This is a genomic window from Mesorhizobium sp. M0184, assembly GCF_040322215.1.
Classification (GTDB): Bacteria; Pseudomonadota; Alphaproteobacteria; order Rhizobiales; family Rhizobiaceae; genus Mesorhizobium.
This window is the reverse complement of the sequence record NZ_JAMYSZ010000054.1, coordinates 1-21,203: the sequence shown is the minus strand read 5'-3', so window position 1 is coordinate 21,203 and position 21,203 is coordinate 1. Positions and strand designations below refer to the sequence as shown.

Genomic DNA, 21,203 nt, shown 5'->3' with positions numbered 1-21,203 from the left:
GATCTTGGCGGCAACGTAGTTCAGGCCCCACGAAAAGGTTAGCCCGACCATGATGGCGGCGGCCGCCAGATCGACCGCGTCACGGCGGTCGAGCGTATCTGTGGCGACGCCCACCGCCGCTAGTCCTCCGCGCTCGCGTCGTCGAAACCGAGTAGGTTCCAGCTCTGGCGCATATGCGGCGGCATCGGTGCGGTGACGTCGACAAAGCCCTTGTCGGGATGAGGGATGACAATGCGGCGCGCGTGCAGATGCAGGCGGTTCTGCATGCCGCCTGGAAAATCCCAATTGGTGTCGGCCTCGAAATATTTGGGGTCGCCGATGATCGGGCAACCGATATGGGCGGCATGAACGCGAAGCTGGTGGGTGCGCCCGGTATAGGGTTCCATTTCCAGCCAGGACAGGGTCTGCGCCGCCTGCTCGACGATGCGGTAATAGGACACGGCGTGATCGGCGCCCTTTTCGCCATGCTTGGCGATGCGCACACGATCGCCGTCGGGCGTCGGTTCCTTGATCAGCCAGGTCGAGATCTTGTCCTCGCGCTTCGGCGGCACGTCCTTGACCAGCGCCCAGTAGGTTTTCTTCGTCTCACGCGCCCGGAACGCTTCGGCGAGCTTCATGGCGGCGAGCCTTGTACGGGCGACAACCAGCACACCCGACGTGTCGCGGTCGAGCCGGTGCACCAGACGCGGCTTCTCGCCCTTCTGGTTGCGCCAGGCTTCCAGCATGTCGTCGACATTGCGGGTGACGCCAGAGCCGCCCTGGACCGCCAGGCCGGCCGGCTTGTTGAAGACGAAGACCTTCTGGTCCTCATGGATCAGCATCTTTGCCAAAACGTCGGCGTCGCCCTGGTTGCGGATCGAATGACCGGTGAGCGGGCTTTCACCTTTCTTGTCGACTTCGAGCGGCGGCACTCGGACCGTCTGGCCGGCTTCGACGCGGGTATCGGCCTTCACCCTGCCGCCGTCGACGCGGATCTGACCGGAACGCAGCAGCTTCTGCAGATGACCGAAACCGAGACCGGGGAAATGGCTCTTGAACCAGCGGTCGAGCCGCATGCCCGCCTCGCCGGCGTCCACTGTGATCTGTTCAACGCCTGCCATGATTCCAATCGCCGTTTTGCAGGCATGCAACGGCATTCGCCGGTACCCGCAATCTCACTCGGTTATTCGTTGTCGGTTCCATATTGCAGAACCTGAACTTTCTCCAGCGTAATCAAACCACTTGTCATGATTGTTTCAAGCACGGGCAGGAAAGCGGCCAATTTTTCCTCGTCATCGACGATCTCGATGACGAGTGGCAGATCCTCCGATAGGCGGAGGATCTTCGTGGTGTGAAGCCGGCTGGAATGGCCGAACCCCATCGCGCCGCGCAGGACGGTCGCGCCGGCGATCTGCATTTCGCGGGCCCTCAGCACGATAACCTCATACAGCGGACGGCCATCTGCCTTGTCGTTTTCGCCGATAAATATGCGCAGCAATTGTGCCTGTGTTGGTATCTTCATTGCCTGGACCCTCTCAGCCGGTTGAGCCGAACTGCAAAGATGTGGCCAAGCCAGACGGCGGCAAGCCAGGCCACCACGGAGATCGCGATATTGAGTCCCGCCGCCACAAGCCTCCCGCCTTGCGCGAGGGTGAGTGTTTCAAGGCTGAAAGCGGAGAAGGTCGTCAGGCCGCCGCAGAAGCCGGCCATGAAGAATTGACGTTGCAGCGGACCGGCGAAGACGCGGCCATCCGGTCCCGTCATTGTCGCGTAGAAGCCGATGAGGAACGAGCCAACAATGTTGACGAGGAGCGTGCCGAAGGGAAATCCAGCGCCCCACAGGGCAGTGCTCGTCGATGAGGCAAGCGCCCGCAACACACCGCCGATCATGCTGCCTGCGGCTACGGTCGCATAGAGCCGAACCGTTTCGTTGGTTCTGCGACGGCCAATGAGGCGCGCCGCATGCCCTGCCGCGGCAGTGTCCGTCCCGTCGTGGCGGAGCTTCCGCAGGCCGCTCACGGCGCCCCGCCGCCAATCAGAAGACTTCCCGCAGCAAAGCCCAGCGTCACGCCGCCGAGGCTCAGAAAAACCGAAAGCAGCACATTTCCGCCGGCGCGCCGCCATTCGCCCTCGCGCGCCAGCGCCAGCGTCTGCAGGCTGAAGGAAGAAACCGTGGTGTAGCAGCCGAGGCCGCCGGTAACGGTAAAGGCCCAGATGGCGGGCATGCCGTCGCGCGCCACCGCATGCGCAACGACACCGATTGCAAACGCTCCCGAGACGTTGACGGCCATAGTGCCCCAGGGAAAGGTCTCGCCGACCCGGCGGGCGACGAAGCCGGACAGGAAGAAGCGGGCCATTGCACCGATCGCGCCACCAAGGCAGACAAGCAACAGATGATACATCGTGCTCCCTCGCGCCGGTCACACCACGGTGTCAGGCGGCTCCGGCCTTCTTCGGCTTGCTGGAGCCGATCATCTTCCAGTTCTTGTAGAACATGGCATTGATGCGCTCGACGCTGACCGAAACGATGGCGAGAAGAGCGGCGATCAGGCTGGGGAATGGCGATGGCCGGATGATGTCCATGAACACGCAGTAGCGGCGCCCATCATATTCGTTGACCGAGCGGTGCAGCAGCGTGTCGTCGAAAATATAGAGCGGATTGTCGTGCCAGTAGTTCCTGGCGTTGTTGCACTCGACGAAAACCTCGGCCTTCACCGGGAGAAGGTTGTAGAGAATGCGCAGGCTGAGCCGCAGCGGTCCGAAATGCCAGGAGGTCGATTCCTTGCCCCTGAACACCGACACGGCGATGGTCTTGATGTATTTGAAATCCTTGTTGAATTCGGCAACGTTGTCGATTTTGTGCTTGCCATACCACTGGTAGACATACATGCCGCGCCGGCCGCTGCCGAAATTGGCGTCGATATCGGCGATGATCTCGTCCTTGCGCGCCTTGAAGACGTCGAGAACCTCGTTGACCTCACGCTGATAGTCCGGAGGAAACTGGTCCAGTTTCCAGACACCGCGGTTTCTGTAGCACAGCAGATCGACCAGCAGATTGAAGGGCGAAAGCAGCCAGGTGAAGATGCCGTTGCCGAGGAAATAACCACTGAACAGCGCCCAGTTCTTGTTGTCGTTGCGCAACACGTCGATCAGGCCGAGGACAATGAAAATTGTCGTCAGGATGGGAATGAAATAGAAGCCGAGCGCCAGCAGCGGGATCGCTATGGCGAACTTCCGAAGGGTCTTGCGAGTTTTTTTTGTCATTTTTCCACGCGCCAGGCGCGATTCCGTTCTGAATATCGTCGGTACGTTTCTGGCCTGTCCGCCGGCCGAAGGCGCATCTTGATAGGGTTTTTTATCCCGCCAGACAACGGCGATCACACCAGTGTGCGACTGGCAGCTATCTTTCCCGCTCGCTGCGCAGCTTCGCCCAATAATCCAGCCGCTTCCTGATATCGCGCTCGAAGCCGCGCTCGGGCGGGTCGTAGAATGTCTGCCTTCCCATCTTCTCCGGAAAATAGTCCTGGCCGGAAAAAGCGTCGGGCTCGTCGTGGTCGTAGCGATAGCCGGCGCCGTAATCTTCCTGTTTCATCAGCTTGGTCGGCGCATTGAGAATGTGCTTGGGCGGCAGCAGCGAACCGAATTCCTTCGCCGCCTGTGTGGCGGCCTTGAACGCGGTATAGACTGCATTGGATTTCGGCGCGGTGGCGAGATAGACGGTCGCCTCGGCGAAGGCCAGTTCGCCCTCGGGCGAGCCCAGATAGTCATAGGCGTCCTTGGCGGCGTTAGCGACGACGAGCGCCTGCGGGTCGGCCAGCCCGATATCCTCCATCGCCATGCGCACCAACCGGCGCCCGAGATAAAGCGGATCTTCGCCGGCGTCGAACATGCGGGCGAGATAGTAGAGTGCCGCGTCGGGGTCGGAGCCGCGCACCGATTTGTGCAAGGCGGAGATCAAATTGTAGTGGCCATCCTGTCCCTTGTCGTAGATTGGCGCGCGGCGCTGGACGATGCGCTGCAGGGCTTCGGCGCCGAACACCTCCTTTGATTTCGCTGCGCGCCAGACCTCTTCGGCGAGCGTCAATGCCGCGCGGCCGTCGCCATCGCTCATGCGGATGAGCATCGCCCGCGCGTCTTCATCGAGCGGCAGCGCCCTGCCCTCTGCCTCCTCGGCCCGCGCCAGCAGCTTGGCGATACTGTCCTCGCCGAGTGAGTGAAAGACCAGCACACGCGCGCGCGACAACAGCGCGGCGTTAAGCTCGAAGGACGGATTCTCCGTGGTGGCGCCGACCAGCACGACGGTGCCGTCTTCCATCACGGGCAGAAAACTGTCCTGCTGGGCGCGGTTGAAGCGATGGATCTCGTCGACGAACAGCAGTGTCTGGCGGCCGTTGGAGCGGCGCAGCTTCGCTGCCTCGAACACTTTCTTCAGGTCGGCAACGCCGGAAAACACCGCCGAGATCTGTTCGAAGGCGAGGCTTGTCTCGCCGGCAAGCAGCCGTGCGACCGTGGTCTTGCCGGTGCCGGGCGGGCCCCAGAAGATCATCGAGCCGAGCGAGCCGGAGCCGATCAGCCGCGTCAGCGCGCCGTCGGGTCCGGTCAGATGCTCCTGGCCGACGACCTCGCCGAGGTTCTTCGGGCGCAGACGGTCCGCCAGCGGCCTGCCGGGCGGCGTCTTTTCCGGTTCATCGACACTGAACAGATCGGCCATGCAACTTCTTCTGCCTGGAGCCCGATCATGCTGACGTTCGGGCTCAGTAACGCAACACCTGGCGCAGTATCTGCCCGCCGCGCTCGACGGTAAAGCGCCACCAGCGCGTATCCTGCTGGGCTACCTGTTCCAAGGTCGCCGCCTTGTCGATCGTCAGGCCATTGACCTCACGCACGATGTCGCCTGGCTGGAAGCCAAAATCGGCAGCAGGCGAATCGCGGTTGATGTCGACCACGGTGACGCCTTTGACATCGGTGCGCAGACCGAGCCGTTGGGCAAGCCGTGGCGACAGTTCAGCAACCTTGGCACCGGAAAACGGGCTGCGGCCGCGCAATATGAGTTCCGCAGCTTTGGCGCCCTCAGGGGGCCGTTCCAGCGCGATGTCCATCGTCGCCTGCTGACCCTTGCTCAGAACACCGAAGCTGGCATTCGTACCAATCGACAGCGTCGCCATCCGGTAGTCCAGCGCCCCGACGCTCTCGACCGGCTTGCCATTGAGCGACAGCACTACGTCGCCCGGCTTGAGCCCTGCCTTGGCGGCGGGTCCCGCCTCTTCGACCGAAGAAACCAGCGCGCCGGTCGGTTTGTCGATGCCAAGCGATTCGGCAATCTGCGGCGTCACCGCCTCGAACTCGGCACCGGCATACGGCCGCTCGAAGAAGTCGAGCCCGGCCTTGGCCGCGTCGGCGAAGGCGCGAACCATGTTCGAAGGGATGGCAAAGCCGATGCCGATCGAGCCGCCGCTACGGCTATAGATCGCCGTGTTGATGCCGATCAGCTGCCCTCCCATGTTGACCAGCGCGCCACCGGAATTGCCGGGGTTGATGGCGGCGTCGGTCTGGATGAAGAAGCTGGAATCGGAGACGCCGATATGGCTGCGCGCCACCGCCGAAATGATGCCGCTGGTGGTGGTCTGGCCGACACCGAACGGATTGCCGATCGCCAGCACCAGATCGCCGACCTCGAGCGCGTCGGAATCGCCGATAGCGATCACCGGGAACGGCTTGTCAGAAGAAATCTTGAGCACGGCGAGGTCGAGCGTCTCATCCTTGAGCAGCACCTTGCTGTCGAATTCGCGCCCATCGGCAGTCGCGACCTTGACCTGGTCGGCGTCCTTGACGACGTGGAAATTGGTGACCACGACGCCGGTCGGATCGACCAGCACCCCCGAACCGAGCGAAGACTGCGCGCGCGGCTGCGAGCGGCCGAAGAACTCCTCGAAGAACGGATCGCCGTCGAAGGGCGACGTCACCTTGGCGGTCTGCGAGGCGTAGACATTGACCACGGCCGGCGCTGTCTGCTTGACCAGCGGCGCGAAGGACAGCTGCACCTCCTCGCGGCCGAACGGCACGCGCTTGTCGGGGCCGGAAGTGGCGTTTTCGCCTTCGACGCCATGCAGCAGATCGGTCAGCACGTCGGACAGACCGGGATCTGGCTTGGCCTCCTCCGCCAGCGCGTGCCTGGCCGCCGGCACGACGGCCAACGCCATCAAGGCGCAGATCAGAACAAGGGACAGCCGTTTAACGCGCATTCCGAATCCTCCAAGTCGGGCGCCATTGTCCTGACGATTGTGCAAAATGAAAGGCTAAGCCGCTGAAATCCGATTATTTTGGGTAGTCGCCGCAAAAACCGGTGACAAAACCCCTACCAGCCCTGCCCGGTACCTTCGGAAACAGAAAAAGGGGCCCGGAGGCCCCTTTTGAACTTCTCGCGAAAAACCGAGCCTTATGCGGCTGCGGCTTCCTCTTCGGTGCCTTCGGCCTCGATGCGGGCACGGTCGCCGGCGCCCTTGGCCGAGGTGTCGCGGTCGACGAACTCGATGACCGCCATTGCCGCGTTATCACCGTGGCGGAAGCCGGCCTTCATGATGCGCAGATAGCCGCCGTTGCGGGTGGCATAACGTGGCGCGATGGTATCGAACAGGCGCTTGACGACGCCTTCATTGCCGATCTGGGCAATAACCTGGCGGCGGGCGTGCAGGTCGCCGCGCTTGCCGAGCGTCACCAGCTTCTCGACGATCGGACGCAAATCCTTCGCCTTCGGCAGCGTGGTGAGGATCTGCTCGTGCTCGATAAGCGACACGGCAAGGTTGGCAAACATCGACTTGCGATGGCTTATGCTGCGGGCGAACCGGCGGCCTTTAAATCCGTGGCGCATGGCTCTTCTCCTTCACTGCGGGTTCAAGAGGCTCTCTCAAGCCTCAATATTGGTCTTCGTAACGCTTGGCGAGGTCTTCGATGTTTTCCGGCGGCCAGTCCGGCACTTCCATGCCGAGATGCAGGCCCATCGCCGCCAGGACTTCCTTGATCTCGTTCAGCGACTTGCGGCCGAAGTTCGGGGTGCGCAGCATCTCGGCTTCGGTCTTCTGGATCAGGTCGCCGATATAGACGATGTTGTCGTTCTTCAGGCAGTTGGCCGAACGCACCGAAAGCTCGAGCTCGTCGACCTTCTTGAGCAGCGCCGGGTTGAAGGCAAGCTCGGTAACCTGTTCGGCGGCGACTTCCTTCTGCGGCTCGTCGAAATTGACGAACAGGCCGAGCTGGTCCTGCAGGATGCGAGCGGCGAAGGCCACCGCGTCCTCGCCCGAAATCGAACCGTCGGTCTCGATGGTCATGGTCAGCTTGTCATAGTCGAGAACCTGGCCCTCGCGGGTGTTCTCGACCTTGTAGGAGACCTTCTTGACCGGCGAATACAGGCTGTCGACGGGGATCAGCCCGATCGGCGCGTCCTCGGCGCGGTTACGGTCGGCCGGCACATAGCCCTTGCCGGTATCGACGGTGAATTCCATGCGGATTTCAGCGCCTTCATCCAGCGTGCAGATGACGTGGTCGGGATTGAGGATCTCGACGTCGCCGACCGTCTGGATGTCGCCGGCGAGAACCGCGCCCGGTCCCTGCTTGCGGACGACCATGCGCTTGGGGCCGTCGCCTTCCATGCGGATGGCGATTTCCTTGATGTTCAAAACGATGTCGGTCACGTCCTCGCGGACGCCGGCGATGGACGAGAATTCATGCAGAACGCCGTCGATCTGCACGGCGGTTACAGCCGCGCCACGCAGCGAAGACAGAAGCACGCGGCGCAGCGCGTTGCCGAGGGTGAGGCCGAAGCCGCGCTCGAGCGGCTCGGCGACCAGCGTGGTCAGCGTCTTCTTCTTCGACGAGAACTCGATCTTGTTCGGCTTGATCAGTTCTTGCCAATTTTTCTGGATCATAGTGCTTTCCTTCCGTTGTCCCGCCACCATCCAATCGTGGCGGGCGACCTGGAATGCCGTGGAGGAGCGCCCTTGAGGCGCTCGCGCGGCGTTCGGTAAATTCTTTAGACGCGGCGCTTCTTGCGCGGGCGGCAGCCATTGTGCGGGATCGGCGTCACATCACGGATCGAGGTGATGGTGAAGCCGGCAGCCTGCAGCGCGCGCAGCGCCGATTCACGACCGGAGCCGGGTCCACAGACCTCGACCTCGAGCATGCGCATGCCGTGTTCCTGGGCCTTCTTGGCAACATCTTCTGCGGCCATCTGGGCAGCGAACGGGGTCGACTTGCGCGATCCCTTGAAGCCCTGGGCTCCGGCCGACGACCAGGCAATCGAGTTACCCTGCGCGTCGGTGATGGTGATCATCGTGTTGTTGAAGGTCGAATTGACGTGGGCAACGCCCGACGAGATGTTCTTGCGTTCGCGACGGCGAACACGAGCGGCTTCCTTGGCCATGATGGTCCTTTCAGTTGATCTCTACACCGCCGTAATGCCAGCGGCTCCACCAGGGAGAAGGCAGTAGGGGAATATGGCAGTAGGGCAGTATGTCTGCCGTTCCTATTGCCTTACTGCCCTACTCCCTTACTGCCCTAAATTACTTCTTCTTTCCGGCAATCGACTTAGCCGGGCCCTTGCGGGTGCGCGCATTGGTATGCGTGCGCTGACCACGAACCGGCAGCGAGCGGCGGTGACGCAGGCCGCGGTAGCAGCCGAGGTCCATGAGCCGCTTGATATTCATCGAAACTTCGCGGCGCAGGTCGCCCTCGACCTGGTAATCACGATCGATGGTCTCGCGGATCTGCAGCACTTCCGCGTCGGTCAGCTGGTTGACGCGGCGCTCGGCCGGGATGCCGACCTTGTCGACGATCTCCTGGGCGAACTTCTTGCCAATGCCGTGAATGTATTGAAGCGCGATGACGACGCGCTTGTTGGTCGGAATATTGACGCCGGCTATACGAGCCATGTTCTTCTCTTCTCCATATAGGCCGGACGAGCCGGCGCTTCAAGTTGCCCCGCGTCCGGTGGAGGCCGGCCCTTGCGGGAGTTTCCAGTTCAAAGCGGCCTGCCTTGCCCTTGCGGACAAGCAAGCCTCATGCCTGATAGGAAGACGGGCCGCCATACCCCAGCGGACCGCTCCAGTCAAGCGCAATCGTTCGATTCTCTAGCCGGCCGCCTGGCCGACTTTCCGGGTCGTCGCCCTGAGCACCGCCTCGATCTGCTGCGTCACCGCATCGATGTCGGCCATGCCATCGACGCCCCTGAGTTTGCCCTTGGCGTAGTAGTAGCCGATCAGCGGCGAGGTTTTCTTGTAATATTCCCTCAAGCGTTCTTCGAACACCGCTGGACTGTCGTCCTTGCGCACCGGCAGGCCTGCGGCCTTGGCTTCTTCGGCGCGCTTGACGATTCGGCCAACCAGCGCCTTGTCGTCGACAACAAATTCGATGACCGCGTCTAGCTCCAGTCCGCGATCCGACAGCATTTCCTCAACGGCGTCCGCTTGCACCAGAGTTCGGGGATACCCGTCAAGGATGAAGCCGTTTGCGCAATCAGCTTGATCGATGCGCTCGGCCACGATGGCGTTGACGATAGCGTCGGACACCAGTTCGCCAGCGTCCATCACCGCCTTGGCGCGCTTGCCGACTTCGGTGCCAGCCTGGACAGCAGCACGCAGCATGTCCCCCGTGGAAAGCTGTGGGATGCCGTGTCGTTCTACCAGTCTTAGTGCTTGTGTCCCCTTGCCCGCCCCCGGCGGTCCAAGCAATATCAACCTCATCTGGCCTTTTTCCCCCCGCGCAGCTTCGACTTCTTGATCAGGCCCTCATACTGGTGCGCGATCAGGTGACCCTGAATCTGCGCCACCGTATCGAGCGTTACACTGACCACGATCAGGAGCGAAGTGCCACCAAGGTAGAACGGTACGCCAGTCGCTGAAATCAGGAACTCGGGCAGCAGACACACCAGCACCAGATAAATGGCGCCGACGACGGTGATGCGGGTGAGCACATAGTCAATATAGTCCGCAGTGCGCTCGCCCGGACGATAGCCCGGGATGAAGCCCGAATGCTTCTTGAGCTGGTCGGCGGTGTCCTTCGGATTGAAGACGATCGCCGTATAGAAGAAGGCGAAGAACACGATCATCGCCGCGTAGAAGGCCATATAGAGCGGCTGGCCGTGGCCGAGCGCCGCCAGGATGGTGCTGGCCCATGCAGGCATATTGGTGGTCTGCGAGAAGCCGGCAACCGTTGCCGGAAGCAGCAGCAGCGACGAGGCGAAGATCGGCGGAATGACGCCGGAGGTGTTAAGCTTCAGCGGCAGATGCGAGGTATCGCCCTGGAACATGCGATTGCCGACCTGGCGCTTGGGATACTGGATCAGCAGGCGGCGCTGGGCGCGCTCGAAGAAGACGATCAGCGCGATGACGATGATGGCCAGCACGATGATCGCCAGGATCAGGCCGGTCGACAAGGCGCCGGTGCGGCCAAGCTCCAGCGTGCCGGAGATGGCGCGCGGCAGGCCGGCGACGATGCCGGAGAAGATGATCAGCGAAATGCCGTTGCCGATGCCGCGAGCAGTGATCTGCTCGCCAAGCCACATCAGGAACATGGTGCCGCCGACCAGCGTGACGACGGTAGAGATGCGGAAGAACATGCCGGGATCGTTGACGATGCCGTTGCCGCCCTCAAGCCCGACCGAAATGCCGTACGCCTGAACCAGCGCCAGAAGCACGGTGCCGTAGCGCGTGTACTGGTTGATGATCTTGCGGCCCTGCTCGCCTTCCTTCTTCAGCGCTTCCAGCGACGGAATGACCGAGGTCATCAGCTGCATGATGATGGAGGCCGAGATATAGGGCATGATGCCAAGGGCAAAGATCGCCATGCGCTGCACGGCGCCGCCGGCGAACATGTTGAACATGCCGAGCACGCCCTTGCTCTGCGACGAGAAGGCCTGGGCGAAAGCGTCGGGATTGATGCCGGGCAGCGGGATATAGGTGCCAAGGCGGTAGACGAGCAGCGCGCCGATGGTGAACCAGATGCGCTTCTTCAGATCCTCGGCTTTGGCGAAGGCCGAAAAATTCAGATTCGAGGCCAGTTGTTCAGCAGCCGAAGCCATGCCTGATTCTCCGCTTGGTCACGCTCGATGCCCGCAGCTCAGGCGGCGCGTGTCACCGAAGCTCACGAGATAAGCTCCGGACTGCAAACATGCAAGCGGCCGCGTTGATGCGGCCGCCACATCTGTCAGATCAAAGCACGACCGCAGGCAAAACCGAATTCCACCTTTGCCGACCGTGCTTCAAATTGCCGTTACTCGGCGGCTGCCTGCTCAGGCAACTTCACCGAGCCGCCGGCCTTTTCGATCTTCTCGATCGCGGCCTTGGAAGCACCGGCAACGTCGAAGGCAAGCTTGGCCTTGATGTCGCCGTCCGAGAGGATGCGCACGCCGTCCTTGACGCGACGGATGACGCCGGCCGCAACCAGCGCCTCGGCCGTCACAACTGTCTTAGCATCGAGCTTCTTGGCATCGAGCGCGGCCTGGATGCGGGCCAGCGACACGACGGTGAAGCTCTTGGCGAAGATATTGTTGAAACCGCGCTTCGGCAGGCGGCGGTAGAGCGGCATCTGGCCACCCTCGAAGCCGTTGACGGCGACGCCGGAGCGCGCCTTCTGGCCCTTGACGCCGCGACCGGCGGTCTTGCCCGAACCGGAACCGATGCCACGGCCGAGACGCTTCTTGGAGTGCGTCGCGCCGTCCTTGTCACGCAGATCATTGAGTTTCATCTGGGTTCTCCTGCGCTCTGGCTCAGCCCTCGTCCACGACGCGGACGAGATGCTGGACGGCAGCGATCATGCCGCGCACCGAGGGCGTATCCTCCAGCGTGCGCTGCTTGTGCATCTTGTTGAGGCCGAGGCCGACCAGCGTTGCGCGCTGCTCCTTCGGCCGGCGGATCGGCGAACCGATCTGCTCGACGGTGATGGTCTTGGTTGCTTTCTTGGCCATGGTCAGATCCCTGGTCAGCGTCGACTATTCTTCAGCCGCAACGGCGGTGCCGCGGCGGGCCTGAAGGGTCGAATACTTGATGCCGCGCGCGGCAGCCACATCCTTCGGATGCATCTGGCTCTTCAGCGCGTCGAAAGTGGCGCGAACCATGTTGTAGGGGTTCGAAGAACCCATCGACTTGGCGACCACGTCATGCATGCCGAGCGTCTCGAAAACGGCGCGCATCGGGCCGCCGGCGATGATGCCGGTACCTTGCTTGGCGGCGCGCAGCAGAACGCGTCCCGCGCCCCAGCGTCCCTCGACGTCGTGGTGCAGCGTGCGGCCTGAGCGCAGCGGCACGAAGATCATGTCGCGCTTGGCCGATTCGGTCGCCTTGCGGATCGCCTCCGGCACTTCGCGCGCCTTGCCGTGGCCGAAGCCGACGCGGCCCTTCTGGTCGCCGACGACGACAAGTGCCGCAAAGCCGAAGCGCCGGCCGCCCTTGACGACTTTGGCGACACGGTTGATGTGGACGAGCTTGTCGACCATGCCGTCGTCGCGCTCTTCGCGATCACGGCCGCGGCCGCCATCCCTACGTTCCTGTGCCATATCCTGTTCCTTGTTTTTTTCCGGAAGCACGGTTGATGATGATATCCGGCACCTCTGCGGGTCGCCGGGGGCGAAAACTCTTTTTTCCTTCGCATGATCTTATCCGAAAAGTCTGCAACTTTTTGCTGCGCTGACCTTCGGTTCGGGATCATGCTCTAGAAGCTCAGACCACCTTCACGGGCAGCCTCGGCCAGCGCCTTGACGCGGCCGTGGTAGATATAGGCGCCGCGGTCGAAGACGACTTCCTTGACGCCGGCCTTCGAGGCGCGTTCGGCGATCAGCTTTCCGATGGCAGCTGCAGCCGCGGTGTCGGCGCCGGTCTTGAGCGAGCCCTTGAGCTCCTTCTCGAGCGTCGAAGCAGCCGCGATGGTGTGGCCCTTGGCGTCGTCGATCACCTGGACGTAGATGTTCTTCGACGTGCGATGGACCGACAAGCGCGGACGATCGCCGGCAACCTTCTTGATCTGGCGGCGGACGCGCTGGGCGCGGCGTTGGGTGGATTCTTTCGAGCCCATGATATCAGTTCCTTGCCTTCAAAAAACGGGGGCAACCATATGCGGTAGGACGAGCCTCCCGCGACCGCTCCCCGCGGCGTTAAAATTACTTCTTCTTGCCTTCCTTGCGGACGATCTTCTCGCCAGCATAGCGAACGCCCTTGCCCTTGTAGGGCTCGGGGCTGCGATACTCGCGGATCTCGGCGGCAACCTGGCCGACCTGCTGCTTGTCGATGCCGGTCACGGTGATTTCCGTCGGCTTCGGCACCGAAATCGTCACGCCCTGCGGCGTCTCGTAGACGACGTCATGGCTGAAGCCGAGCGCCAGCTGCAGGTTCTTGCCTTGCATGGCGGCACGATAGCCGACGCCGGTGATCTCGAGCTTCTTTTCGAAGCCGTCCTTGACGCCCTGCAGGATGTTGACGATCTGCGTGCGTGACATGCCCCACTTGGAACGGGCAGTCTTGGTCTGGTCGCGCGGCTGGACAGCGATCTCGCTGCCTTCCATCTTGACCAGCACTTCGTCGTTCACCACGAACTTCAGCTCGCCCTTCGGACCCTTCGCCGTCACGGTCTGGCCGTTGACGGTCGCGGTCACGCCCTGCGGCAGCGAAACGGGTTTCTTTCCAATACGAGACATTTTGTTGTCCTCGTCACTTCTCTTGTTTCAGGTCTCGGCTTTCGGGACTAGATCCCGAAAACCTGTTTCCAACCGGGTCACATACCAGATCAGAAGATCTGGCAGAGGATTTCCCCGCCGACATTCTGTTCACGCGCTTCGTGGTCGGCCATCACGCCCTTCGGCGTCGAAAGGATGGCGATGCCGAGGCCGTTGGCGACGTGCGGTATCGACTTGGCCGAAACATAGACGCGGCGGCCGGGCTTCGAGACCCGAGCGATTTCGCGCACCACCGGCGCACCATCGAAATACTTCAGCTCGATCTCGATTTCGGACTTGCCGTTGTCGAAGTCGGTCTGGCTGTAGTCGCGGATATAGCCTTCCGCCTTCAGCACGTCGAGGACGCGGGTACGCAGGCGCGAGGCCGGCGTCGAAACGCTCGACTTCTTGCGGCCATACGCGTTGCGGATGCGGGTCAGCATATCGCCGAGAGGATCGCTCAATGACATGTTATGTCCTCCTTACCAGCTCGACTTGACCAGGCCCGGGATCTGGCCGTTATTGCCGAGATCACGAAGCGCGATACGCGATACTTTGAGCTTGCGATAATAGGCACGCGGACGTCCGGTGACTTCGCAGCGGTTGCGGATGCGGGTCTTGGCCGAGTTGCGCGGCAGCGCCGAAAGCTTCAGCTGGGCGCGGAAGCGCTCTTCCATCGGCTTGGACTGATCCATGATGATCGCCTTGAGCACCTTGCGCTTGGCAGCGAACTGGTCCGCAAGCTTGCGGCGCCTGTTGTTCTTCTCGACTGAGCTGGTCTTTGCCATTTCAGATTTTCCTTTTCTCGCTGCCGTTACTGGCGGAAGGGGAAGTTGAAGGCCTTGAGCAATGCCCTGGCTTCGTCGTCCGTCTTCGCAGTCGTACAAACGATGACGTCCATGCCCCAGATCTGATCAACCTTGTCGTAGTTGATCTCCGGAAACACGATGTGTTCCTTGATGCCCATGGCATAGTTGCCACGGCCATCGAAGCTCTTCGGATTAAGTCCGCGAAAGTCGCGGACGCGCGGCAGTGCGATGTTCACGAGGCGGTCGAGGAACTCGTACATGCGTTCCTTGCGCAGCGTGACCTTGGCGCCGATCGGCATCTTCTCGCGGACCTTGAAGCCGGCGATCGAGTTGCGGGCGCGGGTGACAACGGCCTTCTGGCCGGCGATCATCGCAAGGTCTTCCGCGGCGATCGAAGGCTTCTTCGAATCGCCAGTCGCCTCGCCGACGCCCATGTTCAGCACGATCTTGTCGATGCGCGGAACCTGCATCTCGTTCTCGTAGCCGAACTGCTCCTGCAGCGCCTTGCGGATGGTCTCGTTGTAGACCTGCTTGAGGCGCGGCGTGTTCTGGGCAGTTGCCTGCTTGGTTTGAGCCTTAGCCATTGATGACTTCTCCCGAGCGCTTGGCGACGCGCACCTTCTTGCCGTCCTTCTGGAAGATGAAGCCGACGCGGGTCGGTTTGCCATCCTTGGGGTCGGCCAGCGCGATGTTCGACAGCTGGATCGGCGCTTCCTTGGTGATGATCCCGCCCTCTTGGGACTGGGACTGCTTCTGGTGACGACGGATCAGGTTGACGCCGCGCACCAGCGCGGTGTCATCCTTCGGCTGTACCGAAAGGACTTCGCCCGAACGGCCCTTGTCCTTGCCGGCCAGCACGACGACCTTGTCGCCTTTTCTAATCTTTTGCATTGGTCCGGCTCCTTACAGCACTTCAGGCGCGAGCGAGATGATCTTCATGTGGTTCTTGGCGCGGAGTTCGCGCGGAACCGGTCCGAAGATACGCGTGCCGATCGGCTCTTTCTTGTTGTCGACGAGAACGGCTGCGTTCTTGTCGAAACGGATCACGCTGCCGTCCGGGCGGCGGATGTCCTTGGCCGTGCGAACCACGACCGCCTTCATCACATCGCCCTTCTTGACGCGGCCGCGCGGGATGGCTTCCTTGATCGACACCACGATGATGTCGCCCACGGAAGCGTATTTCCGCTTCGAGCCGCCCAGCACCTTGATGCACATGACACGACGGGCGCCGGAATTATCCGCGACGTCGAGGTTTGTTTGCATCTGAATCATGACTGGCCGCCTTCTTCTTTTCTAACGGGACGGGTTTCTCACCCCTCCCCGGTCTGTCCAAAATTCGTTTCGTTAGCCCTGATCACGCCTGGTCCGAAGACACCACGACCCAGCGCTTGTCCTTGGAAATCGGCTTCGATTCCTGGATGAACACCTGATCGCCGACCTTGTGGGCGTTGTTCTCGTCGTGCGCCTTGTACTTCTTGGTCATGCGCACGGTCTTCTTCATCACGGGATGCGTGAAGCGCCGTTCGACCTTGACGACAACCGTCTTCTCGTTCTTGTCGCTGACGACGGTGCCCTGCAGAATGCGCTTTGGCATGGTTTTCGTCCTTAAGCCTTCTTGGCCGCGGACTTTTCCGCAGCGATGGTCTTGATACGCGCAATGTCCTTGCGGACCTGCCTCACGCGCGCGGTCTTCTCAAGCTGGCCGGTGGCCTTCTGGAAGCGCAGGTTGAACTGCTCCTTCTTCAGGCTGGCCAGGTCGTCGGTCAGCTGGTCCTGGGTCTTGGTCCGGATGTCTTCGGCTTTCATGATCAGCCCGTCCTTATTCTGCGATGCGCTGTACGAAGCGCGTCCTGACCGAGAGCTTGGCCGCGCCGAGACGCAGCGCCTCACGGGCGGTTTCCTCGTTGACGCCGTCGATCTCGAACATGATGCGGCCCGGCTTGACGCGTGCCGCCCAGTAGTCGACCGCGCCCTTGCCCTTACCCATACGGACTTCGGTCGGCTTCGACGTCACCGGCACGTCCGGGAAGATACGGATCCACACGCGGCCGGCACGCTTCATCTCGCGGGTGATCGCGCGGCGGGCCGCCTCGATCTCACGCGCGGTGACGCGGTTCGGCTCAAGCGCCTTCAGCCCGAAACCACCGAAATCCAGGTTGGTGCCGCCCTTGGCGGTACCGTGGATGCGGCCCTTGAACTGCTTGCGGAACTTTGTGCGCTTTGGCTGCAGCATCGTTCTAACTCCAAATTCCTAAATGTCTTACGCGTTTTCGCGACGGCGACCGCGTTCGCGCTCACCACCACCGCCATGCGCATGATCGCCCTCGGTGGCGCGGCGCTCCGAAGCCATCGGGTCGTGCTCGAGGATTTCGCCCTTGAACACCCAGACCTTGACGCCGCAGATGCCGTAGGCCGTATTCGCCTCGGCCGTGCCGTAGTCGACGTCGGCACGCAGCGTATGCAGCGGCACGCGGCCTTCGCGATACCATTCCATGCGCGCGATCTCGGCGCCGCCGAGACGGCCGGCGCAGTTGATGCGGATGCCTTCGGCACCGAGGCGCATCGCCGACTGCACGGCACGCTTCATGGCGCGGCGGAACGCGATGCGGCGCTCGAGCTGCTGTGCGATCGACTGGGCGACCAAGGTCGCGTCGATCTCCGGCTTGCGCACTTCGACGATGTTCAGATGCGTCTCGGACTTGGTCATCTCCATCAGCTTCTTGCGAAGCTTCTCGATGTCGGCGCCCTTCTTGCCGATGATCAGGCCCGGACGCGCCGCATGGATGGTGACGCGGCACTTCTTGTGCGGACGCTCGATCACGACCTTCGAGATCGCAGCCTGCTTGAGTTCCTTCTCAAGATATTTGCGGATCTTGATGTCCTCGTGCAGCAGCTTGCCGTACTCGCCGGTGTTCGCGAACCAGCGCGAATCCCAGGTGCGGTTGATGCCGAGACGCAGACCGATCGGATTGACTTTCTGGCCCATTATGCGGCCTCCCCTTTTTCTTCGACTTCACGAACGACGATCGTGAGGTGCGAGAACGGTTTCTCGATACGGCTGGCGCGACCACGGCCACGGGCATGGAACCGCTTCATGACGATCGACTTGCCGACATAGGCTTCCGCCACGATCAGCGCATCGACGTCGAGGTCGTGGTTGTTTTCCGCGTTGGCGATCGCCGATTCCAGCGTCTTCTTGACCGTGCCGGAAATCCGCTTGGCCGAGAATTCGAGATCGGAAAGCGCTGTCGCGACCTTCTTGCCGCGGATCAGCGCGGCAACGAGGTTCAGCTTCTGCGGGCTGATACGGATCGTGCGCAACACGGCGCGCGCTTCGTTGTCAGCAAGCCTGCGCGGAGCTTTGGCCTTGCCCATGATTATTTCCTCTTCGCCTTCTTATCCGCGCCGTGACCGTAATAGGTCCGGGTCGGAGCGAATTCACCGAACTTGTGACCGACCATGTCCTCGTTCACCGAGACGGGAACGTGCTTCTGGCCGTTGTAGACACCGAAGGTGAAGCCGACGAACTGCGGCAGGATGGTGGAGCGGCGGCTCCACATCTTGATCACCTCATTGCGACCACCTTCACGAACCTTGTCCACCTTCTTCAGAAGGTAGCCGTCGATGAAGGGGCCTTTCCAAATCGAACGAGTCACTTGGCGTTACCTCTTCTTAGCTCTTGCGCTGATGGCGCGAGCGCAGGATGAACTTGTCGGTCGCCTTGTTGGACCGCGTCTTCTTGCCCTTGGTCGGCTTGCCCCAGGGCGAAACCGGATGGCGGCCACCCGAGGTGCGGCCTTCGCCGCCGCCATGTGGATGGTCGACCGGGTTCATGGTCACGCCGCGATTGTGCGGACGTTTGCCGCGCCACACGGTGCGGCCTGCCTTGCCGTCATTGATGTTGCCGTGGTCCGGGTTAGACACGGCGCCGACAGTGGCCATGCAGGAGCCGTGGACGACACGCTGCTCGCCCGAATTGAGGCGCAGGATCGCCATGCCCTGGTCGCGGCCGACGAGCTGGCCATAACCGCCGGCCGAACGGGCGACCTGAGCGCCCTTGCCGGGCTTCAGTTCGATATTGTGGACGATCGTGCCGACCGGCATCGAAGCCAGCGGCATCGCGTTGCCCGGCTTCACGTCGACCGATTCACCGGCCACGATCTTGTCGCCGGGAGCCAGACGCTGCGGGGCGATGATGTAGGACAACTCGCCATCGTCATACTTGATCAGCGCGATGAAGGCGGTGCGGTTCGGATCGTACTCGATACGCTCGACCGTGCCGACGACGTCGAACTTGCGGCGCTTGAAGTCGATGATACGGTAGGTGCGCTTGTGACCGCCGCCGATGAAGCGGGCCGTGATGCGGCCGTAATTGTTGCGGCCGCCCGACTTGGTCAGGCCTTCGGTCAGGCCCTTGACGGGCTTGCCCTTGTAGAGGCCCGAGCGGTCGACGATGACCAGCTGACGGGTGCTCGGCGTTACCGGGTTGAATTTTTTCAGTGCCATTGTTCTGTCCTCGCGACCTTGCTCAGAGACCCGTCGCGACGTCGATCGACTGGCCTTCGGCCAGCGTCACAACCGCCTTCTTGACGTCGCTCTGGCGGCCGATCGTGCCGCGGAAGCGCTTGATCTTGCCCTTGCGGACAAGCGTGTTCACGGCCATCACCTTGACGCCGAACAGCGCTTCGACGGCGGCCTTGATTTCCGGCTTCGACGCCTTCTTGGCGACATTGAAGACGACCTGGTTCTGCTCGGAAGCCATGGTCGACTTTTCGGTGATCGCCGGCGAGACGATCACGTCGTAATGACGAAGGTCGGTCATTTGAAGCGCTCCTCGAGAGCCTCGACGGCGGCCTTGGAAAGGACCAGCGTGCCGCGGCGCAGAATGTCGTAGACGTTGATGCCCTGGATGGGCAGCACGTCGATGTTCGGGATGTTGGTCGCCGCCAGCTTGAAATTCTTGTCAAGCTCGGCGCCGCCGATCACCAGGGCGTTGCTCAGGCCCAGCGTCGCGAAATTCGCGATCAGTGCCTTGGTCTTGGCCTCGGTCAGCTTCAGCTCGTCGATGATGATGATCGACGCGCTCTTGGCCTTGGCCGAAAGCGCATGCTTGAGGCCGAGCGCGCGCACCTTCTTCGGCAGATCGTGCTCATGGCTGCGCACGACCGGGCCGTGGGCCTTGCCGCCGCCGCGGAACTGCGGAGCGCGAGCCGAATGGTGACGGGCGCGGCCGGTACCCTTCTGCTTGTACATCTTGGCGCCGGTGCGGGCGATTTCCGCGCGACCCTTGGCCTTGTGGGTGCCCTGCTGTTTCTTGGCAAGCTGCCAGCGCACGACGCGCTGCAGGATGTCCTCGCGCGGATCAAGGCCAAAAATCTCTTCGGAGAGCTTCAGCTTGCCGGCGTCCTTGCCGCCAAGCGTTGTAATCTTGAGGTCCATTATTCCGCTCCCTCTGTGGCCGGGGCCTCGTTCGTGGCGGCACCGTCAGTCGCAATGGCGCGGATCGCGGCTGGCTTCGGCGCATTGGCCGGAAGCGCCACCTTGGCCGCGTCGCGGACCAGAATCCATGCACCCTTCGAACCCGGGACCGCACCGCGGATCAGGATCAGGCCGCGATCGGCATCGGTCGAGACGACCTCGACATTCTGCGTGGTGACGCGGGTGTCACCCATGTGGCCGGCCATATGCTTGCCCTTGAACACCTTGCCCGGATCCTGGCGCTGGCCGGTCGAGCCGTGTGTACGGTGCGACACCGAGTTGCCGTGCGTCGCGCGGCCGCCACCCATGTGGTGCCGCTTGATGACGCCCTGGAAGCCCTTGCCGATCGTGGTCCCCGTCACATCGACCTTCTGGCCGACGACGAAGTGCTCGACGGTGATCTCGGCGCCAACATCGATCATGTTGTCGGCGGAGACGCGGAACTCGGCAACCTTGGCCTTGGGCTCGACGGAAGCGGTCGCGAAATGGCCGCGCATCGCCTTCGACGTGTTCTTCACCTTGGCAAGGCCAACGCCGAGCTGGACGGCGGTATAGCCGTTCTTCTCCTGCGTGCGCTGCGCCACGACCTGGCAGTTCTCCATCTGGAGAACAGTGACGGGAACATGTTCCCCGGCATCGTTGTAGATGCGGGTCATTCCCACCTTCTTTGCAATCACACCTGAACGCATCGGTTCAATTCCTTTAGAGTTCCCTGTCGGGGCTGTCGCCCCTCCACGCCTCTTGTTCCTTCAGAGTTCCGGGTCGCCCCGCTGACCTCTGGTTCCTTAGAGCTTGATCTCGACGTCGACACCGGCGGCCAGGTCGAGCTTCATCAAAGCATCGACCGTCTGCGGGGTCGGGTCGACGATGTCGAGCAGACGCTTGTGCGTGCGCATCTCGAACTGCTCGCGGCTCTTCTTGTCGACGTGAGGCGACCGGTTGACCGTGAACTTTTCGATCCGCGTCGGCAGCGGAATGGGGCCGCGGACGTTGGCGCCGGTGCGCTTGGCGGTCGACACGATTTCCCGTGTCGAGGCGTCGAGCACCCGGTGATCAAACGCCTTCAGGCGGATGCGGATATTCTGTCCGTTCATGCGTCACTTCCTTGTTCTGGCGCGGCGCGGGCAGCGCCCGCGACAGATCGGTTTAAGTCCAAATTACTCTTTGATGGTGACGACGATGCCGGCACCGACGGTGCGGCCGCCTTCACGGATGGCGAAGCGCAGCTTCTCTTCCATGGC

35 protein-coding genes and 1 pseudogene are annotated in these 21,203 nt (G+C 62.1%); all 36 read right to left on the bottom strand.

The genetic code is table 11. From position 1 onward, the window contains the following. Positions 1-114: pseudogene (locus tag NKJ23_RS32745) on the bottom strand (EamA/RhaT family transporter); the annotation flags it as partial. 5 nt (positions 115-119) lie between these two features. Next, on the bottom strand, positions 120-1,100 hold the full coding sequence (locus tag NKJ23_RS32740) for an RluA family pseudouridine synthase (RefSeq protein ID WP_352684852.1): 981 nt from the start codon (positions 1,098-1,100) through the stop codon (positions 120-122). A gap of 62 nt (positions 1,101-1,162) precedes the next feature. Continuing rightward, positions 1,163-1,501, bottom strand: a complete 339-nt coding sequence (locus tag NKJ23_RS32735) for a DUF190 domain-containing protein (protein WP_254817158.1) — start codon at positions 1,499-1,501, stop codon at positions 1,163-1,165. Then, positions 1,498-1,998 (bottom strand): fluoride efflux transporter CrcB, encoded by a 501-nt coding sequence (gene crcB, locus NKJ23_RS32730; RefSeq protein WP_502902607.1) that lies wholly within the window; start codon positions 1,996-1,998, stop codon positions 1,498-1,500. The genes NKJ23_RS32735 and crcB (NKJ23_RS32730) overlap by 4 nt, the downstream gene beginning before the upstream one ends. After that, positions 1,995-2,381 carry a fluoride efflux transporter CrcB gene (gene crcB, locus NKJ23_RS32725; protein ID WP_352593858.1) on the bottom strand — a complete coding sequence of 129 codons (387 nt, stop codon included), beginning with the start codon at positions 2,379-2,381 and terminating at the stop codon, positions 1,995-1,997. Before crcB (NKJ23_RS32725) ends, crcB (NKJ23_RS32730) begins: the two co-directional genes overlap by 4 nt. A gap of 31 nt (positions 2,382-2,412) precedes the next feature. Beyond that, positions 2,413-3,243, bottom strand: coding sequence for an aspartyl/asparaginyl beta-hydroxylase domain-containing protein (locus NKJ23_RS32720; RefSeq protein ID WP_352684850.1), 831 nt, complete (start codon positions 3,241-3,243; stop codon positions 2,413-2,415). A 136-nt stretch (positions 3,244-3,379) separates the two neighbouring features. Continuing rightward, complete coding sequence (locus tag NKJ23_RS32715) at positions 3,380-4,690, bottom strand: replication-associated recombination protein A (RefSeq protein WP_352684848.1); 1,311 nt, start codon at positions 4,688-4,690, stop codon at positions 3,380-3,382. A 43-nt stretch (positions 4,691-4,733) separates the two neighbouring features. Further along, the gene (locus NKJ23_RS32710; RefSeq protein WP_352684846.1) at positions 4,734-6,221 is read right to left on the bottom strand and encodes a DegQ family serine endoprotease; all 1,488 of its coding nucleotides are present in this window, start codon (positions 6,219-6,221) and stop codon (positions 4,734-4,736) included. 194 nt (positions 6,222-6,415) lie between these two features. Next, positions 6,416-6,847, bottom strand: a complete 432-nt coding sequence (gene rplQ / locus NKJ23_RS32705) for a 50S ribosomal protein L17 (RefSeq protein ID WP_023675127.1) — start codon at positions 6,845-6,847, stop codon at positions 6,416-6,418. A 43-nt stretch (positions 6,848-6,890) separates the two neighbouring features. Further along, positions 6,891-7,901 (bottom strand): DNA-directed RNA polymerase subunit alpha, encoded by a 1,011-nt coding sequence (locus tag NKJ23_RS32700; RefSeq protein ID WP_023675128.1) that lies wholly within the window; start codon positions 7,899-7,901, stop codon positions 6,891-6,893. Between the two features lie 104 nt (positions 7,902-8,005). Then, on the bottom strand, positions 8,006-8,395 hold the full coding sequence (gene rpsK / locus NKJ23_RS32695; RefSeq protein WP_006205444.1) for a 30S ribosomal protein S11: 390 nt from the start codon (positions 8,393-8,395) through the stop codon (positions 8,006-8,008). A 139-nt stretch (positions 8,396-8,534) separates the two neighbouring features. After that, the gene (rpsM, locus tag NKJ23_RS32690) at positions 8,535-8,903 is read right to left on the bottom strand and encodes a 30S ribosomal protein S13 (RefSeq protein ID WP_006205445.1); all 369 of its coding nucleotides are present in this window, start codon (positions 8,901-8,903) and stop codon (positions 8,535-8,537) included. A gap of 198 nt (positions 8,904-9,101) precedes the next feature. Beyond that, positions 9,102-9,713 (bottom strand): adenylate kinase, encoded by a 612-nt coding sequence (locus NKJ23_RS32685; RefSeq protein ID WP_352684844.1) that lies wholly within the window; start codon positions 9,711-9,713, stop codon positions 9,102-9,104. Further along, complete coding sequence (gene secY, locus NKJ23_RS32680; RefSeq protein ID WP_023675130.1) at positions 9,710-11,050, bottom strand: preprotein translocase subunit SecY; 1,341 nt, start codon at positions 11,048-11,050, stop codon at positions 9,710-9,712. The genes NKJ23_RS32685 and secY overlap by 4 nt, the downstream gene beginning before the upstream one ends. Positions 11,051-11,241: 191 nt before the next feature. Then, the gene (gene rplO / locus NKJ23_RS32675) at positions 11,242-11,715 is read right to left on the bottom strand and encodes a 50S ribosomal protein L15 (protein ID WP_023675131.1); all 474 of its coding nucleotides are present in this window, start codon (positions 11,713-11,715) and stop codon (positions 11,242-11,244) included. 22 nt (positions 11,716-11,737) lie between these two features. After that, the gene (gene rpmD / locus NKJ23_RS32670) at positions 11,738-11,935 is read right to left on the bottom strand and encodes a 50S ribosomal protein L30 (protein WP_006205449.1); all 198 of its coding nucleotides are present in this window, start codon (positions 11,933-11,935) and stop codon (positions 11,738-11,740) included. A 24-nt stretch (positions 11,936-11,959) separates the two neighbouring features. Further along, positions 11,960-12,523 carry a 30S ribosomal protein S5 gene (gene rpsE, locus NKJ23_RS32665; RefSeq protein WP_006333394.1) on the bottom strand — a complete coding sequence of 188 codons (564 nt, stop codon included), beginning with the start codon at positions 12,521-12,523 and terminating at the stop codon, positions 11,960-11,962. A gap of 155 nt (positions 12,524-12,678) precedes the next feature. Next, positions 12,679-13,038: a 50S ribosomal protein L18 gene (gene rplR / locus NKJ23_RS32660; RefSeq protein WP_023675132.1), complete on the bottom strand. Its 360-nt coding sequence runs from the start codon at positions 13,036-13,038 to the stop codon at positions 12,679-12,681. A gap of 85 nt (positions 13,039-13,123) precedes the next feature. Further along, positions 13,124-13,657 carry a 50S ribosomal protein L6 gene (gene rplF, locus NKJ23_RS32655; protein WP_023675133.1) on the bottom strand — a complete coding sequence of 178 codons (534 nt, stop codon included), beginning with the start codon at positions 13,655-13,657 and terminating at the stop codon, positions 13,124-13,126. An 89-nt stretch (positions 13,658-13,746) separates the two neighbouring features. After that, on the bottom strand, positions 13,747-14,145 hold the full coding sequence (rpsH, locus tag NKJ23_RS32650; protein WP_006205453.1) for a 30S ribosomal protein S8: 399 nt from the start codon (positions 14,143-14,145) through the stop codon (positions 13,747-13,749). A 12-nt stretch (positions 14,146-14,157) separates the two neighbouring features. Beyond that, entirely contained in the window at positions 14,158-14,463 is a 306-nt protein-coding gene (gene rpsN, locus NKJ23_RS32645) for a 30S ribosomal protein S14 (RefSeq protein WP_023675134.1), read from the bottom strand. 26 nt (positions 14,464-14,489) lie between these two features. After that, positions 14,490-15,068: a 50S ribosomal protein L5 gene (rplE, locus tag NKJ23_RS32640; RefSeq protein WP_008875670.1), complete on the bottom strand. Its 579-nt coding sequence runs from the start codon at positions 15,066-15,068 to the stop codon at positions 14,490-14,492. After that, entirely contained in the window at positions 15,061-15,375 is a 315-nt protein-coding gene (gene rplX / locus NKJ23_RS32635; protein WP_254817150.1) for a 50S ribosomal protein L24, read from the bottom strand. The genes rplE and rplX overlap by 8 nt, the downstream gene beginning before the upstream one ends. 12 nt (positions 15,376-15,387) lie before the next feature. Then, on the bottom strand, positions 15,388-15,756 hold the full coding sequence (rplN, locus tag NKJ23_RS32630; protein ID WP_006205457.1) for a 50S ribosomal protein L14: 369 nt from the start codon (positions 15,754-15,756) through the stop codon (positions 15,388-15,390). Between the two features lie 82 nt (positions 15,757-15,838). Next, on the bottom strand, positions 15,839-16,078 hold the full coding sequence (gene rpsQ, locus NKJ23_RS32625) for a 30S ribosomal protein S17 (RefSeq protein WP_023675136.1): 240 nt from the start codon (positions 16,076-16,078) through the stop codon (positions 15,839-15,841). A gap of 11 nt (positions 16,079-16,089) precedes the next feature. Beyond that, on the bottom strand, positions 16,090-16,290 hold the full coding sequence (gene rpmC / locus NKJ23_RS32620; RefSeq protein WP_006205459.1) for a 50S ribosomal protein L29: 201 nt from the start codon (positions 16,288-16,290) through the stop codon (positions 16,090-16,092). A 13-nt stretch (positions 16,291-16,303) separates the two neighbouring features. Continuing rightward, a complete protein-coding gene (gene rplP / locus NKJ23_RS32615; protein WP_006205460.1) occupies positions 16,304-16,717 on the bottom strand; it encodes a 50S ribosomal protein L16 in 414 nt (137 codons plus the stop codon). A gap of 27 nt (positions 16,718-16,744) precedes the next feature. Then, complete coding sequence (gene rpsC, locus NKJ23_RS32610; protein WP_023675137.1) at positions 16,745-17,470, bottom strand: 30S ribosomal protein S3; 726 nt, start codon at positions 17,468-17,470, stop codon at positions 16,745-16,747. Beyond that, positions 17,470-17,859 (bottom strand): 50S ribosomal protein L22, encoded by a 390-nt coding sequence (gene rplV, locus NKJ23_RS32605; protein WP_006205462.1) that lies wholly within the window; start codon positions 17,857-17,859, stop codon positions 17,470-17,472. Before rplV ends, rpsC begins: the two co-directional genes overlap by 1 nt. Before the next feature lie 2 nt (positions 17,860-17,861). Then, positions 17,862-18,140, bottom strand: a complete 279-nt coding sequence (gene rpsS, locus NKJ23_RS32600; RefSeq protein ID WP_006205463.1) for a 30S ribosomal protein S19 — start codon at positions 18,138-18,140, stop codon at positions 17,862-17,864. 16 nt (positions 18,141-18,156) lie between these two features. Beyond that, a complete protein-coding gene (gene rplB / locus NKJ23_RS32595) occupies positions 18,157-18,990 on the bottom strand; it encodes a 50S ribosomal protein L2 (protein WP_023675138.1) in 834 nt (277 codons plus the stop codon). A gap of 22 nt (positions 18,991-19,012) precedes the next feature. Further along, on the bottom strand, positions 19,013-19,306 hold the full coding sequence (locus NKJ23_RS32590) for a 50S ribosomal protein L23 (RefSeq protein ID WP_023675139.1): 294 nt from the start codon (positions 19,304-19,306) through the stop codon (positions 19,013-19,015). Continuing rightward, on the bottom strand, positions 19,303-19,923 hold the full coding sequence (rplD, locus tag NKJ23_RS32585) for a 50S ribosomal protein L4 (RefSeq protein WP_023675140.1): 621 nt from the start codon (positions 19,921-19,923) through the stop codon (positions 19,303-19,305). Before rplD ends, NKJ23_RS32590 begins: the two co-directional genes overlap by 4 nt. Continuing rightward, positions 19,923-20,651: a 50S ribosomal protein L3 gene (gene rplC, locus NKJ23_RS32580; protein ID WP_352684842.1), complete on the bottom strand. Its 729-nt coding sequence runs from the start codon at positions 20,649-20,651 to the stop codon at positions 19,923-19,925. Before rplC ends, rplD begins: the two co-directional genes overlap by 1 nt. Before the next feature lie 96 nt (positions 20,652-20,747). After that, positions 20,748-21,056, bottom strand: coding sequence for a 30S ribosomal protein S10 (gene rpsJ / locus NKJ23_RS32575; protein WP_006205468.1), 309 nt, complete (start codon positions 21,054-21,056; stop codon positions 20,748-20,750). A gap of 63 nt (positions 21,057-21,119) precedes the next feature. Further along, the coding region (locus tag NKJ23_RS32570; protein WP_455749504.1) for an EF-Tu C-terminal domain-related protein at positions 21,120-21,203 on the bottom strand (84 nt) is incomplete at its 5' end.